The sequence below is a fragment of the Halobellus inordinatus genome, assembly GCF_024464655.1.
In the GTDB taxonomy this organism is placed as follows: Archaea; Halobacteriota; Halobacteria; order Halobacteriales; family Haloferacaceae; genus Haloquadratum; species Haloquadratum inordinatus.
Map to the genome: position 1 here is coordinate 764,274 of NZ_JANHAV010000001.1, position 15,411 is coordinate 779,684.

The 15,411-nt window shown below is 61.6% G+C and carries 18 protein-coding genes and 1 tRNA gene; 7 read left to right on the forward strand and 12 right to left on the reverse strand.

Annotated elements, in window-relative coordinates; genetic code table 11:
* Positions 1 to 62 precede the first annotated feature (62 nt).
* Together NO347_RS03880 and NO347_RS03885 are read right to left on the reverse strand one after the other, a co-directional pair.
* Positions 63 to 479, reverse strand: a complete 417-nt coding sequence (locus tag NO347_RS03880; RefSeq protein WP_256288339.1) for a DUF8023 family protein — start codon at positions 477 to 479, stop codon at positions 63 to 65.
* A 4-nt stretch (positions 480 to 483) separates the two neighbouring features.
* Positions 484 to 855, reverse strand: coding sequence for a hypothetical protein (locus tag NO347_RS03885; RefSeq protein ID WP_256288340.1), 372 nt, complete (start codon positions 853 to 855; stop codon positions 484 to 486).
* Between the two features lie 136 nt (positions 856 to 991).
* On the opposite strand from NO347_RS03885, the gene NO347_RS03890 reads away from it, so the two are divergent.
* Positions 992 to 1,660, forward strand: a complete 669-nt coding sequence (locus NO347_RS03890; RefSeq protein WP_256288341.1) for a hypothetical protein — start codon at positions 992 to 994, stop codon at positions 1,658 to 1,660.
* Positions 1,650 to 2,255, forward strand: coding sequence for a hypothetical protein (locus NO347_RS03895; protein ID WP_256288342.1), 606 nt, complete (start codon positions 1,650 to 1,652; stop codon positions 2,253 to 2,255). Before NO347_RS03890 ends, NO347_RS03895 begins: the two co-directional genes overlap by 11 nt.
* A 310-nt stretch (positions 2,256 to 2,565) precedes the next feature.
* Here NO347_RS03895 and NO347_RS03900 read toward each other — a convergent pair whose 3' ends face one another.
* The 7 genes from NO347_RS03900 to NO347_RS03930 all read right to left on the reverse strand — a co-directional run bounded on the left by NO347_RS03900 (position 2,566) and on the right by NO347_RS03930 (position 8,286).
* Positions 2,566 to 4,617: a DUF8148 domain-containing protein gene (locus NO347_RS03900; RefSeq protein WP_256288343.1), complete on the reverse strand. Its 2,052-nt coding sequence runs from the start codon at positions 4,615 to 4,617 to the stop codon at positions 2,566 to 2,568.
* A gap of 438 nt (positions 4,618 to 5,055) precedes the next feature.
* Positions 5,056 to 5,130: transfer RNA gene (locus NO347_RS03905), tRNA-Arg, on the reverse strand.
* 354 nt (positions 5,131 to 5,484) lie between these two features.
* Positions 5,485 to 6,024 carry a PIN domain-containing protein gene (locus NO347_RS03910; RefSeq protein WP_256288344.1) on the reverse strand — a complete coding sequence of 180 codons (540 nt, stop codon included), beginning with the start codon at positions 6,022 to 6,024 and terminating at the stop codon, positions 5,485 to 5,487.
* Complete coding sequence (locus NO347_RS03915) at positions 6,025 to 6,345, reverse strand: hypothetical protein (RefSeq protein WP_256288345.1); 321 nt, start codon at positions 6,343 to 6,345, stop codon at positions 6,025 to 6,027.
* A gap of 177 nt (positions 6,346 to 6,522) precedes the next feature.
* Complete coding sequence (locus NO347_RS03920; RefSeq protein WP_256288346.1) at positions 6,523 to 6,822, reverse strand: chorismate mutase; 300 nt, start codon at positions 6,820 to 6,822, stop codon at positions 6,523 to 6,525.
* The gene (locus NO347_RS03925) at positions 6,819 to 7,670 is read right to left on the reverse strand and encodes a shikimate kinase (protein WP_256288347.1); all 852 of its coding nucleotides are present in this window, start codon (positions 7,668 to 7,670) and stop codon (positions 6,819 to 6,821) included. The genes NO347_RS03920 and NO347_RS03925 overlap by 4 nt, the downstream gene beginning before the upstream one ends.
* Positions 7,671 to 7,719: 49 nt before the next feature.
* Positions 7,720 to 8,286 carry a MaoC/PaaZ C-terminal domain-containing protein gene (locus tag NO347_RS03930; RefSeq protein WP_256288348.1) on the reverse strand — a complete coding sequence of 189 codons (567 nt, stop codon included), beginning with the start codon at positions 8,284 to 8,286 and terminating at the stop codon, positions 7,720 to 7,722.
* Positions 8,287 to 8,397: 111 nt separating this feature from the next.
* Here NO347_RS03930 and NO347_RS03935 point away from each other — a divergent pair, with 111 nt between their 5' ends.
* The 3 genes from NO347_RS03935 (at position 8,398) to NO347_RS03945 (ending at position 10,658) form a co-directional block, all read left to right on the forward strand.
* Complete coding sequence (locus NO347_RS03935) at positions 8,398 to 9,819, forward strand: outer membrane protein assembly factor BamB family protein (RefSeq protein ID WP_256288349.1); 1,422 nt, start codon at positions 8,398 to 8,400, stop codon at positions 9,817 to 9,819.
* A gap of 108 nt (positions 9,820 to 9,927) precedes the next feature.
* Positions 9,928 to 10,422, forward strand: a complete 495-nt coding sequence (locus NO347_RS03940; protein ID WP_256288350.1) for a DUF5796 family protein — start codon at positions 9,928 to 9,930, stop codon at positions 10,420 to 10,422.
* Between the two features lie 5 nt (positions 10,423 to 10,427).
* Positions 10,428 to 10,658: a DUF7508 domain-containing protein gene (locus NO347_RS03945; protein ID WP_256288351.1), complete on the forward strand. Its 231-nt coding sequence runs from the start codon at positions 10,428 to 10,430 to the stop codon at positions 10,656 to 10,658.
* 36 nt (positions 10,659 to 10,694) lie between these two features.
* On the opposite strand, the gene NO347_RS03950 is transcribed toward NO347_RS03945, so the two are convergent.
* Together NO347_RS03950 and NO347_RS03955 are read right to left on the reverse strand one after the other, a co-directional pair.
* Positions 10,695 to 11,861, reverse strand: a complete 1,167-nt coding sequence (locus NO347_RS03950) for a DR2241 family protein (RefSeq protein WP_256288352.1) — start codon at positions 11,859 to 11,861, stop codon at positions 10,695 to 10,697.
* A complete protein-coding gene (locus tag NO347_RS03955; protein ID WP_256288353.1) occupies positions 11,854 to 12,729 on the reverse strand; it encodes a CbiX/SirB N-terminal domain-containing protein in 876 nt (291 codons plus the stop codon). Before NO347_RS03955 ends, NO347_RS03950 begins: the two co-directional genes overlap by 8 nt.
* 184 nt (positions 12,730 to 12,913) lie before the next feature.
* Here NO347_RS03955 and NO347_RS03960 point away from each other — a divergent pair, with 184 nt between their 5' ends.
* Together NO347_RS03960 and cysS are read left to right on the forward strand one after the other, a co-directional pair.
* On the forward strand, positions 12,914 to 13,444 hold the full coding sequence (locus NO347_RS03960) for a DUF7523 family protein (RefSeq protein ID WP_256288354.1): 531 nt from the start codon (positions 12,914 to 12,916) through the stop codon (positions 13,442 to 13,444).
* Between the two features lie 52 nt (positions 13,445 to 13,496).
* Positions 13,497 to 14,987 (forward strand): cysteine--tRNA ligase, encoded by a 1,491-nt coding sequence (gene cysS / locus NO347_RS03965; RefSeq protein ID WP_256288355.1) that lies wholly within the window; start codon positions 13,497 to 13,499, stop codon positions 14,985 to 14,987.
* 45 nt (positions 14,988 to 15,032) lie between these two features.
* Here cysS and NO347_RS03970 read toward each other — a convergent pair whose 3' ends face one another.
* Positions 15,033 to 15,320 (reverse strand): DUF357 domain-containing protein, encoded by a 288-nt coding sequence (locus NO347_RS03970; RefSeq protein WP_256288356.1) that lies wholly within the window; start codon positions 15,318 to 15,320, stop codon positions 15,033 to 15,035.
* Positions 15,321 to 15,411: the final 91 nt, after the last annotated feature.

Sequence of the window (15,411 nt, forward strand, 5' to 3'; positions counted from 1 at the left end):
CGCTCCGAGCAGTGCAACTTTCCGATCGTGGTTTCGAAAAACGTTGGACATTGGAAAGCCTCTCAGCGGACAGCGACGAACCAGCCGAATAGCGTCACAGCAAAGGCGAGCTGTGCACCGAGCGGACTGGTGCCGCCGAGGTCATTGATGAGTGACTGTATCTCGGTGACATACTGATACCCGAGGGTGACCACGGGAACAGCGCCGAGAGCGACCTGTTCCCAAGTTTCGTAGTTCTCGAAGCGCTTGGTCTCTGAGGACATAAACGCCGCCGCGTAGACGGCAATACCCGCGAGGGCTGCGTGTTCGGTCGTCAGCGAGTAGTTCGAGAACCACGTGAGGGTGATCTCGGTGATGCCACCAAACTGGTACAGCGAGGTCGCGACGAAGACTACCGAGAAGATCGCCGGGAGTGTCCGGAGGTTCGCGTACTCCGAGAGCGCACCGGTCATTGACGAGTAGGATGAACTGGAAGCCATCGGTCTACTCCTTGAGCTGGCGGACTTCCCAGAGGTTGAATTCGACCTCTTCGTCTGACCCGTTAGGGGTGAACGTGCGCGTCTTCTCGGTTTTCTTGAACCCGAGGACGAGGCCCTCAGCAGAGCCGTACTCGTCCGCGAGGGTGTCGAGCCGGCGGTCGATCTGGCCGTTCGAGAACATCACGACAACGTCGCCGAGGCCGCGTGCGATTTCGAGAACGTCGTTGTCGTACTCTTGGGTCTCCTGGCGCTTGCGGAGTTCGCCCACAACGGATTCGCCTGCGTCGAGTTCGATCCATTCAGCGTCGCCGTCACCGGACTGATCCGGTGCGTCGACGGTTTCCATCTCGTCGAAGCTTGGGGTTTCAGTTGACATCTGCGAGAATATCTACATTTGATTGTGTATTAAGTTGGAAAATGACCCGGGTGGAAGTGAAGAACACTCAGTTCAGATGGTTAGGTTTGATCTACAGAGGTCAACTTTTTTGTCATCGAAATACAGATCAGAAGTAATGTCAAATCCATCTGAAGAAACCGCTGAGCAACTCATTCAATATTATGAACAGTACGAGCAGCTTGAGGGAACTATACAGAATCTACTCGACGATCTCTTGCGGGCTAGGATATCTGGAAATGACACAAAAGTAAGACAAGAACTAAGAAGTTTAGCGAGGTCTGAGAGGGACGCGTATCGATTTCTTATGTACTCAATGAATTTGGATAATAGCTATGAAGAACTGTTACGTGGAGATTCAGAGGGAGAAGAAGTTCTTGAGACAGCACAAAATATTAATCAAAAGTATTCTCGTCTTTTACCCTCATTGAGTGCCGCATACTTAGAAGTGTTCGGTGAACGACTAAATCCAATTACCTCATACGACTATGAACCGGGTTACAGGAGTGAGTATGCCGAACCTATGATTTATTTTGAGGCGTCAACTGGAGATCTGGATCTTTTCGAAACCAGAGTGTCCTCGTCTGTCGGACTCCATCTTAGTAGATCTATAATCGAAGGAATAAATGAAACACTTTCAACGGTAATTGAAAATGACTTTCTTATTGATGAATCTGAATACGAAAATTTAGTTGAAGTAAACGAAGACATCAAAGAAAAAGTCGAAGAGATTGATGATAAAATGGAGTCGTTAGAGACGGTAAGCCCACAAACCAATGTCGACTGAAAAAGAGTTCCCATCCAAGGAGGGCAAACGAAGCGCCTCGATCGAACAAGAGATAGAAAGGAGGTTTGTGAAAGAATCCAATAGTGCTGATTCTAAGGGTGAGGCAATTGTGATTGGTACGGAGAATAGGTTATCCAGAAAAAAAGAACCCTCTCTGGGCCCCTCAGCTTTTGCTATTCGTGAGAAATCGGAGAAGGAATTAATGCTAAACCTGGAAGAAAGGCTTTCAGATGTTGAGTACCAGTTGGAGGAGGCGAAAGTTGAACCACAACTGAGGAAGTACTCAGCAAATGATAGCTTCCAGTCAGCAGTAAAAGATAGTTTGTTATCCGGTGGTGTCTTGAATAGCGAAGAGGTTCTGACAGAGGTCCATTCCGGTGTGAACTACTGGGACCAGTTTGATAAGGAAACTAAAAATAAAATTAGATTCGCGCCGTTGGAACCTATTCACGATATCATTGTTTTATTCGGAGTTGTACTCTCAAGCCTCGCCACTGTATTCGCTGCGGTGACTGGACTTTACTCAATAAGTGTGTTATTTATAGTGATCGGGATGTTTCTGTTTTATTCATATTGGGTTGATATCGGAGAATGAATTTACAAAAGGTAGCTATTGAGGTTGCGATCGAATTCCCAATCATAGTTATGGCGGTTTTATTACTAGATGGTAATAAAGTAGCTGCCTCAATATTCAGTGCCAGCCTTTCAATAGGTAGTGTAGATTCGATAAACCAGATCCCAGACCTCGCTCAAACAATCTTAGTAGTAGCATTTATTATCATTTTTATGATTGTTGTTCTAACGTCAGTGGCCGAGTTCGTATATGATACGTACTCAACTATGTCGTCAGGATAGTTTTGGAGAGTCTAACCAGTGACCAGCCTAACCAGAGAATCGAACGCAGCCTAAGACTCTCCCCAAACCTGGGATGTCGGCGGTGGACGATCAGCTTCAGCCGAAATCGATGGCTCATCAGAATCGTATTGATTCTCTTCAACTACTTCAAGCGAAGCAGCCTGTGATGTCGAGATGGGCATATCCCAGTAGGCATAGGCACCCAGGTAATCGATCGACACCCAGTAATCAGTTGATAGTTCAAGGAGTGTAGCTTGCGCTCTACCTGATTCGAGCAGTTCATCTAAATCCGGCTCGTGAGCCCACGTCTCAGCGTATTCTCGTGCGAGTTCGAGGACAGTATCCTGAGAAGCCCATTCAGCGGCGTCGCGGGCGTCACCCTCTAATTCCTGTTCTTCGGGGTCGATGATACGCTCTATTCCGCGTGAACACGACCAGAATTGTTTGTCTGTTGCCCAGTAGAGCGCAAGTTTCCAGACGGCTTCTTTTGAGTCGTCCTCACCCGACGTAATCGATTCACGATCCTCGAAGGATTCAGCAACGTCCGAAAGGGCTCCGTAAGTAGCACTCAGGTACTTGCCGAGGTACGCACCAGCGGTTTTTTGGAAAATGATCTCGTCATCGCCTTCCATATTGACGAGATCGTGCTGTCCGGCGCGTTCGGCCGCCTCTTCACGGGAGAGGTCGTTATCTCCGTAGCGGTACCAGTCGACCCACCCCTCGGAGGAATTGAACCGAACGCCATCGAGATCGTGTTCTCGGCGGTACCAGTTGAGAATCGTGTCCTCCGTCGACTCTTGTATGAACTGCCACGTGCCATCTTCGTCGAGCGAGGACCCAACGAAGGGAACAAGATCAAGGAGGCCGTTGTCGTCGGGGTCGTTCGGATCACCAGCTGGGCAGAGATCGTCTCGATACACTAACGGTCGCACGTCGACGACCTCTCCCTGTCCGTAATCGGACCACTTTTGCGACAACTCACTCTTGTCGATCAGCCACGGCATTCCGTCCGATTCACGCTGTGGAGGATTGAAATAGAGCGTATGGAGATGTGGAAGTCCACCGGATGCGAATTCGAGGACCTTCAGGTAGTCAAGTGTTCGACGAGGACGGCCGGTCACCTGGTCGTCGAGATCCGGCCGCCAACCGGAGACATCGTCTTCCCGTGTATCAGCCTTCGAGGACGGGTCTGACGAGAGGTACTGCTGAAGACGGTGAAAGTTCGGATTGATATTCTGTATCGAATCAAGCAGCGAACCGTGTTGTTTCGGGTCGGTTGTAAGAGTAGTGAACGCCGCGGTCGCACCTGGTTCTGCGTGCGCGTCGAGGGCATCTTGGAGGCGAGCGAACGACCGCCCGTGCCGATCTTCGGAATTGAAGCGAGTTTTGTACTGTTTGGTCATTCGACGCGTTTCGGTTCCCGATCGGGAGCGAACGTGGACGTCGAAGGCCAGTCGAAAATCGTCGATGCGCCGGATGTAACGAAGAAGCCCCTCAGCGGCAGCGGACTTCTGAGCGTCTGAAAGGTGCGAATCGACGGAGGACAGGACGCGCCGGACGAAATTACGGTCTGAAAGCGTGCCGTCGTCGGGGGTCTCTGTTTCACTAATGCCTGATGAAATCAAGTCAAGAAGCCGCAGTGTCGGAAACACGGTGGCCGATTTTCCGCCGCTTTCGAGACGGACGAGATCGGTCTCCTCAGCCGCTTTCGTGAACCTGTATGCAAATTGGTATTCCGAATCGCTGCCGTCGAGCTGATCGACGGTCGAGGTCTTTTCTGAAATCCGGTCGAGCGCGGCATCGTGTCGATCTTCGGCGCTGTTCCAGTCTAGGTCGTCGAACCCGACCGTGTTGCGCCAGGGATCAGTCCCGTACAGACGGAGGCCATAGAGGCCCACGTGGACGAGTCGAGAACGGAGGATACCCTCAGGATGTTCAGCGACGAGTTGGAGAAGGCGCGCGCGGTCGCGATCGCGTTCAGTGTACGAACCATCGAGCAGTTGGCCTCGACCGAGAAGCCCCTCGGATTCCAGCTCTTCGAGAAGGTAGTCCCTAAGGGGAGATGTGTTACATCCGTCCGAGATCGAGGCCCCCGTGCTCATCAGCCGAGGGATGGAACGGTATCTGCGGGAGCAGCGCGTGCATCCGACTGCGGACTGAGTTCGAGGTCGGACAGGGTTGCGTGAACTGCCCAGAGTAGTCCGGGATGTACCCGGTCGACGGGATCACCTCGATCGAGCACGGGGACCGAGTGACAAGATTCACACTCGCGGTACCTGGTCCGCGACTGTGTACGGAGGTTGATACATCCCGTCTTGCAGATTCGGCAGTAGTACTGGACGTAACTGGAATCAGTGGCATTATCCACTGAAACCACCCCGATTTGCTGAGCGAATCGCCCGACTGCAAAGGGGTGCGTTTAGATTCCACTTGGTCGCAATTTGAGACGGGTTCGTTGAAACGGCGAAAACAGAGAATACGCCCGAATAGACGCCTCTACGAAGTGATCTAGTTTTACTCCGTTTCAGGCAGAATTCGCATGGGCGCTGCAGGATTTGAACCCGCGACAACTTGGTCCGAAGCCAAGCACTCTGTCCAAACTGAGCTAAGCGCCCTCATTGCTGGATACCGAGGTCGGACAGTTTAAACCCACGGATTCGATTCGGCCCTACTCTCCCCTGTTCGCTCGAAAACCGTGATCGAGTGGCTGTGTACGCCCGCCTACCGCGGATCGTACTCTCGGATGCAGCGAGGAGAACTTCGAGATCCGCCGTCAGCGATTTTCGCGCTGTTCGACTTTGTTCAAGTCGTTAAAATCCATAATGGATTCTCTGGAATAGTGTCCAACAACACGTCCAATACGACAGAATTCAGGACACAAAGGGCGTGTATCGGTGGCGTATTTAAATGAGGTGCCCTTGCTCTACGGAGAGTCGTTCTGATCGGCTAGCGCGTGTCTAACGAGTCGATCACTTCGGATCGGGTTGCTCGTTATCGCGTTGCTGTCGAAGCGTGGACTGCGCCCGCTCGACGTAGGAGTTTGACGACCAACTGCGAGCGTCACTCATCTCGGCCAAAAACTCGTCGGCAGCGTCCGGCAAGATCGCGTCGTTGCGAACCAGTGCGGTGAGGAGGATGGGCGTTGTGACAAGGCGAGTCTCGGCCAGCGAGGCGTGGACGAGCGCAAGTCGATTGAACTCGTCACAGAGCAGTTGCACGGCGTCGATATCGTTCGCCAGCGTAACCGCCGCGTTCTCGCCGTCGTCCAGCGGGAACGTCTCGTCCAGTCCGATGGAACGAGCCTCCAACGCAGAGCGACGGTCGAGAACGGCCTGTGCCGCCTCACCGGATGCATCGTCGTAGGACGCCGTCTCGGTGAGTTCGTCGACGACCTGCTCTGGGATGACCACGGTGTGCGAATCGAGGAGAATGTCGAGTGGATTCGGTGAGGTGCCCGCCACCGTCCCGAGGCTTACGAGAGCCGACGTGTCGGCGACTATCAGAACCATCTACGAGTCGGCCAGCTCCTCCGCGACCCCGTCCACGAATTCGTCGGTCAGTTGCTCTTTCAGCAGTTGGAAGTTGGCGGCCTCCTCGTGCCCGACGAGGTCTTTCAGTTCCTCGAACGTAATATCGTCGTCGTAGAAGGCCTCTGCGATCTCCTGTTTCACCTCGTCGGAATGCGCGGCGTCCCGCAAGTAGTCCCGAAGCGCGGAGATGAGGATGTCCGTCCGATCCGTCTCGAACACCGCAGCGAGCGCGTCGGCCCGGTTTACTAGTCCCCTCGGTGCACGGAACTGGACGCGCTTCTTTTTGGATTCGGAACTCATATGTGTACATTGTGAGTACAGGGGCAAAACATTTGCCCTCTTTCCACTACCACATCCTTCGGAGCCCCCGAAACCGGACATAGTGTTTTTCATCGAGCCTGACTCGAAAGAGCAGTTATCGGAAGAATTTTGGAGGACTAAACGGGCACCATACGGATTGTATCGTCGAAAATCGAGCTATCGACTCTCGCGCTGTTCGACTTTGTTCAGTTCGATCAACAGGCGGAACACGGCTTTTACGAGATTCGAGTCCACGTCGAAGTGCTCGGCGTTTCGACCGGCACGCTCCATCACGCGGTCTTCTTGGCCTTCATCGGTCGTCGGCAGATCGCGTTCGTCTTTCACCTGTGCGACCGAGTCGGCGACGTAGGTCCGCCGCGCGATCAACTCGACGATCTCGCGGTCGATGTCTTCGATTTCTGCACGCAGTTCGTCTAAGGAAGCGTCCTCGGGGGCTGTAGGTTCGTTCTGTGTCATAGGGTTCGTCCTCCATCAGTTCGCGTCGTCGTGCGCCACGTGTGACCGCCGCGTTCGTCCCACAGGCCCTGTACGCGGTCGAGTCCGTCGTCCTGACCGACGGCAACGACGCTCGGACCAGTACCGGAGAGGGAGACGCCGTCGACGTGGGGCATCGCTTCGACAGCGGGGTCCGCAGAGAAGCCGAGCGCCGCCGAGAAGGCCAGTCCGTTCACCGTCATCGCCTCGGCGTAGCGGCCGTCGAGCGCGAGGTCGGCCACCAACTCGGCCATCGGCGCGACGTTCGCACAGCGATCGACGTCCGCGTCGGCGCTGTAGGCGCGCTCTGCCGGCGTCCAGACCAAGACGTCCCACTCGACTTCGTCGCGGGCGAGCAGTTCGTCGTCGTCGTTGTCGGTGACGGTGACGCCGCCGAGCATCGACGCCGAAGCGTCGTCGAACGCGCCGGTGACGGTGACGCCGGCGTCGCGGGCGGCCTGGACGCCGAGCTTGCAGGCTTCCAGGCGATCCGGCGCTGCGTCGAGCGCGGCGGCAGTGGCGAGGACGGTCGCGTTGGCTGCGGCGCTCGAACTTTTCAGTCCGGCAGCCATCGGGACGTCGCTCTCGGTCCGGACGGTACCACCGTAGTCCTCGCCGTCGCCGTACGTCTCGATCGCGAGTTCGACGCAACGTTCGATCAGCCGGGTGTCGGCGTCGGCGTCTTCGGCGATCGTTCCCGTCACCGTCGCGGAGTCGTCGAGTTCGACGGTCGCAGTCGTTTCGGCGTCGATCGCGAACGCCGACCCGACGCCCGTCGAGAGGGCGTTCAGCACCGTCCCCGCGCCCAGTGCGACTGCTCGGCCGTACATACAGGATAGCTATCGACCGCCGTAAAAGGTGTAGCGGTTGCTTGTCGGATCAGGTCTCGCCGGGCGACACAGCGCCACTCCGCCGGATCATCCCCAGCACGCGCCAGGTGACGACCGGGTCGCCCGCCGAGGTTCGCCCGGTCACGTCGACGTCGACGTATCCCCGTCGGGAGTCCGATTCGGAGACTCGCTTGTCGACGACTTCCACGTCGACGGACAGGGTATCGTCGGGGCGGACGGGCCGGTGCCACCGCAGGTCGTCGACGCCGCGGCCGCCGAGAAACGCGACGCGCCCGAAGAAGGCCTCAGTCGCGAGGCGGTTGCAGGCGCAGAAGCTGTGGAGGCCGCTGGCGACGAGGCCCTCGAACGGCGACGCTGCGTCGGCGTCGTCGCCGACGTGGAACGGCTGCGGGTCGTACTTCCCGGCGAAGTCAACGATCGAATCGCGCGTGAACGTGACCGTCCGATCGGCCACGAACCGGTCGCCGACGGCGAGTTCCTCGTACGTCAGCCGGTCCGCCGCCGTCCCACCGTCGCGTGCGCCGTCGGAGTCGAGCGGCGTGACGTGCTCGTCCGTCGGAGCCGAGGCCGAAACCCCCGGGTCGTGATCGGTCATACGAGAGCACTCGACGCCGGCCATCAAAGCCGCTGCGCTCTCGGTGCAGAACCGCCGCGAGTTCTCGCAGTCGTGCCAAAGACACTTACACGCCGACACGGGCCGTGTAGTATGGTCTCCGACGCGGCCGGCGATGTACCTGCTGACCCCTCCCTCCGCGAGCGGGCCGAACGCGCGATCACGCGGCGGCGACTCCTCGTCGCCGGCGGCATCGGCGTCGGCGCTGGCGCGCTCACGCAGTTGCGGACCGATCCGCCTGCCGCACTCACGGTTCCCGATGAGACGTGGCCGTTCACCGACCGCGACGCGCAGCGGACTGATTCGGCCCCGGAAGCGACTCCGCCCGCAGAGCCCGAAATCGCGTGGCGGAAGCAGCCCGTGCCGTCAGTCGACGCGCTGGTCGTCGGCCCCGAGCGCGTGTACGTCGGGAGCGCCCGGACCGCGGGCAACGCACCCGCCGTCGCGGCGCTGGATCGCGCCGACGGCACCGTCCGGTGGACGCGGCAGGTGCCAGCACGGCGACTCGCCTTCGTCACCGGGGCCGTGTACGCGACTGGCGAGGCGGCACCGAGGTCCGAACGGGACGAGAGCGGGCGGTCGGGAACCGTCACGCGGCTCGACGCCACGACGGGAGAGACGCAGTGGCAACGCGAGGTCCGTGATTACGGCGAGCGACTGGTGGTGGGCGAGCGGGCGGTCTACGTCGGCTATCACGGCGGGGTGACTGCATTCGGCCGGGACCGGGGCCGCCGGCTGTTTCGAACGTCGACGTGGGGAATCCCCGTGACGCCGCTTCTCGCCGACGGCGCACTCTTCCTCGCCGGCGGCCGCCTGACGCGGTTCGGCGCCCGGCGGTGGAGCGAGGTGGTCTTCGAACAGCCGCCCGACCCAGTCTGGGACCGGGACCCGCCAAACTACACGCTGGACCCGACGGTCGTGACACGCGCGGACGCCGCCGACCTTGTCGCGACGGGGCGGCTCTCGGTGTCTTCGGTCGGCGGCGACTCGCCGTCGCTCCGGACGCACGAAGTCGGCGAGGGCACGCGGCGCTGGGCGACTCTCGATGCCACGCCGCTGTCGGAGCCAGTCGTCGTCAAGGAGCTCGCGGCGCGCGACGAACGACTGTTCCACGCGCTTCGGACCGGACGCGACGACGGCCGCCGGCGCGCCGTCTTCTGCCGCGACGCCACGACGGGGGCAGAGCGCTGGCGCATCGAGTTTAAGAACTGGGTGCGCTCGGTCGTCGTCGCCGGCGACCGCGTCCTCGTCGGCACGCGGTGGGATTCTGTCACGCCAGACCTCGACTCGGCCGCCGAAGAGACCAACGCTGAGAGGTCGAACGCCGATTTGGAGACCCCACCGCCGGGCCGCGTGACCGCGCTATCGCTCGACGGCGACGTGCAGTGGCGCCACCCGATCGGCGGCTCGGTCTCGGCGGTCGTCCCGGTCGGCTCTCGGATACTCGTCGGTACTGACGACGCGAGCTACGGGGGTCGGACGGCCGAATCGGGCCGCGTCGTCGCCCTCGACTGACTCACTCGGGCGCTACACTTCACCACAATTCGGACGCTTCCGACACCCCACTACGGCGCTGGAGATGCCATCGCGTCCCTTTTGAGCGGGCCACGCGAACACCGAGATATGAGCGCGCGCAACGACGTCCCACCGAGCACTGTCGGCGTCGAACTCCTCGATCACGGCGTCGAGGTCGAGTACACCGACGGCCGGACGACGCTGTATCGGGGCGTCCCCGAGCCCGTCACCGACACGCTCACCACGCCGCCGAAGAAAGAGACCCACGTCCTCGTGACGGATCCGACTGAGACCGAGGGTGTGATGATGTACGTCAACGACCTGAAGACGCACGACGACGTCCTCGAATCGACGGGCGTCGGACGGGTCATCCTCGATGATGGCGAGGAGGAGGAAGTCTTCCCCGGCGTCACGGTGCGTCGTCCCGGCGGGATGCGGACCGAAGTCGAGGCCGACCCCGAGGTGGCTCGCGGGCGCGTGTTCGTCTTCGTCGAAGACGACTGGAGCGAGCAGTCCTACGAGTTCGTGACCGAGAGCGCCGACGCCGACGGCGAGGACACAGATAACGACGCCACTAACCCCGCAGACAGCGGCGACGCCTGACTCCGATGGCACTCAGAAAACGATGGCAGCCGTTGACGCGAGAGACTGTCGGGAGCGCTCCCGACGCGTACGGACTCGTCGAATTCGGTGACGAAGACGGCGACGTCGTCGAGGCCGTCGCGGGCTTTCTGCCGGACGAGCTCCGGGAAGAACTGGCCTACGGCGACGCTGCGCAAGTGCGGTGGCAGCGCGCGCAGTCGCTCGACCACGCCGAGAAACTGCTCGACGAACGGTAGCAGGGTGCACGGGACGGCCTGCGCCGGGACTCCGATTCAGTGCCCGTCGTCGTGTTCCGCGTCCGCCTCGTGATCTTCGGGGTGCGTCGGCGTTCCTGAGAGGTTCCCGTCCTCGTCGAAGCGCTTCGCACGGAGGAACCGCGCTCGATAGCGGTTCGCGCCCTCGTAGACGTCGGCCTCGCGGATCTCCTCGGTGCGGCCGTCGGCGGCGGCGTCGACGATCTCCTCGACCTGTTCCTTCTCGGAGGGTGTCAGCTCGAACTCGTAGGAGTGCGTCTCCTCTTCTTCGAGTCTGGTCCACTTGCGCGCGGCCGCGACGACGAGCGAACAGGGTTCTCGGCAGGGGAACGCCCCCGTACCGCCGTCGGCGTCGAGTTCGTGTCCCTCGTCGTACTCCCACTCGCGGCGCTTGAGACACTGCGAATCGACGCAGCAGGCTTCGGCCATCCAATCGACGGCCTCGCCCGGCAGGTCCTCGACGACGCCGTAGATCCCGGTCTGGCGCTCGGCGGTCTCGTGCCAGTGCGTCACGTCGAGGTCGCCCTCGCGTTCGAGGTTCCAGTTGGCGACTGACGCGGGATAGAGCACGTCGAGCGTCTCGACCGCGTCGCGGCCGTCGAGATCCGGGAAGACCCACCCCGAAACGAGCGAGGGAGCGGTCTTCAGCGGTCGGTACCGACCGCGCTCGTCGTAGGTGGCGATGTCGCGAGCGTCGAGCGGGTCGTGGTAGGTGTCGAGGTCGTCGGCCTCGGCGTCGCGGTCCTCGGTGTGCCGGATCTCGTAGCGCCGCTGCCCGTCTTCGCCGAGCGTCGCCGTGACGAGCACCTCGCCCCACTCGGTGTGCATCCCCGAGCGGAGCGCCGCGTAGCGGTCGGAAACTGAATGCTCGGACGCGGCCTCGGCGTGCCGGAGGAAGGCGCGTCGGTGGCGGCCGCGGTCCCCGACGACTTCCTCCCAGTAGTACCAGTTCGTGACGTACGGGGCGACGAGATCGTCGCTGGCGACCGATCGGAACGCCGATTCCGAGAGGTTCTCGTGGCGTTCGTCGGAAGACGCGACGTCGAGCGTGTAGCTGCCGCCGTCGTCGCTCGCGTCGGCGTTCGTGTCCACGTCCGCGAAGAGCCCGTCGAATTCCACCGGGTCCGCATCTGATTCGAGGCGGGCCAGTAAGGCGTCGAGTTGCTCGTCGTGCACGTCAGTCACCCGCCGCCGGCGTCTCGCGGGTCTCCTCGCGCACGGTCTCGATGGCTGCTTCGATCTCCGCGCCGGCGTCGGCGGCGCGTTCGAGGATCACGTCGGCCATCAGGCCCTCGGTCCCGACGGCGCCGGCGTACCAGATGCGGTGGCCGTCGACGTCGGCGGGGATGTCGTAGCCCGTCCGGTAGTCGTCGGTCAGGCCCATGTCCTCCGGGATGTCCTCTTGGGTGTGGAAGCCGTCCGCGATGAAAAGCGGGACGACAACGATGTCTTCGGCCTCGAAGTAGTCAGTGACGTCGTCGACTTCGGGCTCTTCGTCCATATAGAGCGCCTGCACCTCGTCGAAGCGATCCATCTCGCGAACGCGGTCGGCGTGGTACTCGATGGCCTTCGCGGAGTTCTCGTTGCGCTCGGTCCCGTGGCCGACGACAGCGAAGCCGAATCCCTCGCCGACGTTCGGGTCGCCGGTGACAGTCTCGGCGCGGCGGACCAACACGTCGGTCATCGCCTCGTGGGTGCCGACCGGCCCGCAGTAGTGGACCGTCTGGCCCGTGTCCTCGGCGACCAGCGTCGCCGTGTCGGCGCTCAGGCCGTCGGAGTCCCACTCGGAGACGTCCCAGCCGGACAGGCGGAGCTCCCGCGGGATCACCTGCTCGGTGAAGTACCCCTCGCTGATGAACAGCGGGACCACGTACACCTCGTCGGATTCGACAGTGCGGAGGACCTCCCTGAGCGAGGGTTCCTCCTTCCAAAAGCCCGTCTTCACTTCGTCGAACGCGCCCGTCGCGCGGATCGTGTCCGCGTGGCGGTGCGTCGGCGTCGACGAATCGGGGTTGAGGTGCGACCCGTGCGCCACGATTACCAGCGCTTGCATACCCGGCTCTGAGGACGGAGCGCCCTTAGGGACTTCGGGTTCCGCGAACGATTTTTCAGATTTCGGAAGCCGAAATTGGATGGTTGTCGGATCGGTGGAAGACGGTGCACATCTGCGTCCCGTCTCTATCGCCCCGACCACAGAGATCCGCGGACTTTTCTCCCCGTCGTCCGAGGGGTCCGGTATGTCACTGGCCGCCGAGACGCGGGCCGCCGTTCGGGCCCGTCCCTGGCTCTTGCAGGCGCTCCGGGCGGGCGTAGTGAACTACGCGGCCGCCGCGGAGTCGCTGGACGTCGAGGGCGACACCGACTCGATCGCGACGGCGCTGCGGCGCTTCGCAGACGACCTCGAACCCGCCGAAACAGCGGAGCGCGACGTCGCCGTTCGAATGCGCAGCGGGGTTGGACTCGCGGGTGTCGACGTCGCTGCCGACGATTCGGAATCGCTGGATCTCGACGCGGGCGCCGAAGCACTGCTGTCGGTCGGTGAGGAAGCCGTCGTCACCGCCGACGGGAGCCTCACCGCCATCGTCGTCGACGGCGAGGTCGACGCGAGCGCACTCACGGCCGTCGTGGGCCGACTCCGGGCCGAGAACGTCCTCGTCGACGCCGCCGGCGTCGCGGGCGACGAACTCGTCGTGGTCGTCCCGCGGAGCGACGGCGCGAGCGCTCTCCGGACCGTCGAAGATGCGCTGGCGTCGGTTTCGGAGCTCTGAGCCGCGCTCGCTTCCGACGATTTAACAACCAGGACGCGAGTATCCACCGTCGATGACGCTGTCCGTGACCAACACCCTGACGGGCGAACGCGAGGAGTTCGAGCCGCGGAACGACGACGAAGTCCTGCTGTACGTCTGTGGGCTGACGGTCTCGGACGACGCACACCTCGGCCACGCGCGCCTGTGGGCGCACGCGGACGTGATGCACCGCTGGCTGGAACACGAAGGCTACGACGTCCGCCACGTCGAGAACTTCACCGACGTCAACGAGAAGATCGTCGCCCGCATCGGCGAGGACGACTTCGGCGGCGACGAATCCGAGGTGGCTGAACACTTCACCTCCCACGTGATCCGGGATATGCGCGGGTTGAACCTCAAGCGCGCCGAAGTCTACCCCCGAGTGTCGGAACACGTCCCCGACATCATCGACCTCGTCGAGACGCTCGTCGAACGGGGCTACGCCTACGAGTCCAACGGCTCGGTGTACTTCGACGTCACCGCCTTCGAGGACTACGGCAAACTCTCGAATCAGCGCCTCGACGAGATCGAGACCCAGGGGCCCGAAGACGAGCGCTCCGAGAAGCGCCATCCCGCGGACTTCGCACTCTGGAAGGCCGGCGCAGTCGCGCCCGAGGACGTCGCCGAACACCGCCACGCGGATCTCCCGGCCGTCGAAGACCCCTGCGGCCAGACCTGGGAGTCGCCGTGGGGCGAGGGCCGACCCGGCTGGCACGTCGAGTGCTCTGCGATGTCGATGACGCACCTCGACGACACGCTCGACATCCACGTCGGCGGCCGCGACCTCGTCTTCCCGCACCACGAAAACGAGATCGCCCAGAGCGAGGCCGCGACGGGCCAGCAGTTCGCTCGCTACTGGCTCCACGTCGGCCTCCTCCAGACCGCCGGCGACAAGATGTCATCCAGCCTCGGGAACTTCCTCACCGTCGACGACGCCCTCGATCAGTACGGCGTCGACGTCGTCCGGACGTTCTATCTCTCGACCGCGTACCGCAGCGAGCAGACGTTCGGCGAGAAAGAGATGCGCGAGGCCGAGGAACGCTGGGAGCGACTCGACCGCGCCTACGAGGCCGCCGTCGACGCCTGCGACAGCACCGACGCGTACGCGAAAGCCGAAGACGAAACCTTCCGCGGGGCGCTCGCGGAGACCCGAACCCAGTTCCGGGAGGCGATGAACGACGACTTCAACGTCCGGGAGGCGATGGCGGCGCTGCTCGAACTGGCGACGGCGGTGAATCGCCACGTCGACGACCACGACGCGTACGACTACTGGGCGCTGCGTGAGAGCGTCGAGGCCTTCGAGGAACTCGGCGGCGACGTCTTCGGCCTCTCGTTCGGCGCGGTGACCGACGACGACGGAACCGTGACGCTCGCCGAGGAACTCGTAGAACTCGTCCTCGACGTTCGGGAAGCCGAGCGCGACGCGGGCAACTACGAGCGCGCGGACGACCTCCGCGACGATCTCGAAGCCCTCGGGATCGAAATCCAGGACAGCGACGACGGCCCGACGTATCGATTCGGGTAGCGCTCCGCGTTCCTCGCCGAGCACGCCCGCCGCGTTCGCGGCTCGTCACTCCATCGTGAACAGGTGCGTCTCCTCGGGAATCTCGAAGAGCCCCATCCGGACGCCGGCGTCGAGCCACCCGTAGCCGTACGAGAAGGCGGCGAGTGCGTTCACGGGATCGTCGTTCTCGCGGAAGTGCCGCCCGTCTTCGAGATACGACAGTGCCATCTCCCGAATTTCGGCAGCCGCCTCGCCCAGCGGCGTCGACGTCGGCACGACGATGTCGGCCTCCGCGAGCGCATCGGCGAACATCCGCTCGTATCGGTCCGTCTTCTCGATCAGATCCGCGGTCATATCCGGTAGTCGCTGCGCGGGGCGTATATATCCGTCCGGATGTGAAATTGTGACAATAACGCAATACAGTCTGACGGGACGTGCGCACGAC

Coding starts and splice junctions, on each gene's coding strand:
- NO347_RS03945 (WP_256288351.1), top strand. CDS start 10,428: ATGGCACTCAGAAAACGATGGCAGCCGTTGACGCGAGAGACTGTCGGG.
- NO347_RS03925 (WP_256288347.1), bottom strand. CDS start 7,670: ATGTACGGCCGAGCAGTCGCACTGGGCGCGGGGACGGTGCTGAACGCC.
- NO347_RS03960 (WP_256288354.1), top strand. CDS start 12,914: ATGTCACTGGCCGCCGAGACGCGGGCCGCCGTTCGGGCCCGTCCCTGG.
- NO347_RS03915 (WP_256288345.1), bottom strand. CDS start 6,345: ATGAGTTCCGAATCCAAAAAGAAGCGCGTCCAGTTCCGTGCACCGAGG.
- NO347_RS03955 (WP_256288353.1), bottom strand. CDS start 12,729: ATGCAAGCGCTGGTAATCGTGGCGCACGGGTCGCACCTCAACCCCGAT.
- NO347_RS03935 (WP_256288349.1), top strand. CDS start 8,398: ATGGTCTCCGACGCGGCCGGCGATGTACCTGCTGACCCCTCCCTCCGC.
- cysS (WP_256288355.1), top strand. CDS start 13,497: ATGACGCTGTCCGTGACCAACACCCTGACGGGCGAACGCGAGGAGTTC.
- NO347_RS03900 (WP_256288343.1), bottom strand. CDS start 4,617: ATGAGCACGGGGGCCTCGATCTCGGACGGATGTAACACATCTCCCCTT.
- NO347_RS03890 (WP_256288341.1), top strand. CDS start 992: ATGTCAAATCCATCTGAAGAAACCGCTGAGCAACTCATTCAATATTAT.
- NO347_RS03880 (WP_256288339.1), bottom strand. CDS start 479: ATGGCTTCCAGTTCATCCTACTCGTCAATGACCGGTGCGCTCTCGGAG.
- NO347_RS03910 (WP_256288344.1), bottom strand. CDS start 6,024: ATGGTTCTGATAGTCGCCGACACGTCGGCTCTCGTAAGCCTCGGGACG.
- NO347_RS03970 (WP_256288356.1), bottom strand. CDS start 15,320: ATGACCGCGGATCTGATCGAGAAGACGGACCGATACGAGCGGATGTTC.
- NO347_RS03930 (WP_256288348.1), bottom strand. CDS start 8,286: ATGACCGATCACGACCCGGGGGTTTCGGCCTCGGCTCCGACGGACGAG.
- NO347_RS03895 (WP_256288342.1), top strand. CDS start 1,650: ATGTCGACTGAAAAAGAGTTCCCATCCAAGGAGGGCAAACGAAGCGCC.
- NO347_RS03940 (WP_256288350.1), top strand. CDS start 9,928: ATGAGCGCGCGCAACGACGTCCCACCGAGCACTGTCGGCGTCGAACTC.
- NO347_RS03920 (WP_256288346.1), bottom strand. CDS start 6,822: ATGACACAGAACGAACCTACAGCCCCCGAGGACGCTTCCTTAGACGAA.
- NO347_RS03885 (WP_256288340.1), bottom strand. CDS start 855: ATGTCAACTGAAACCCCAAGCTTCGACGAGATGGAAACCGTCGACGCA.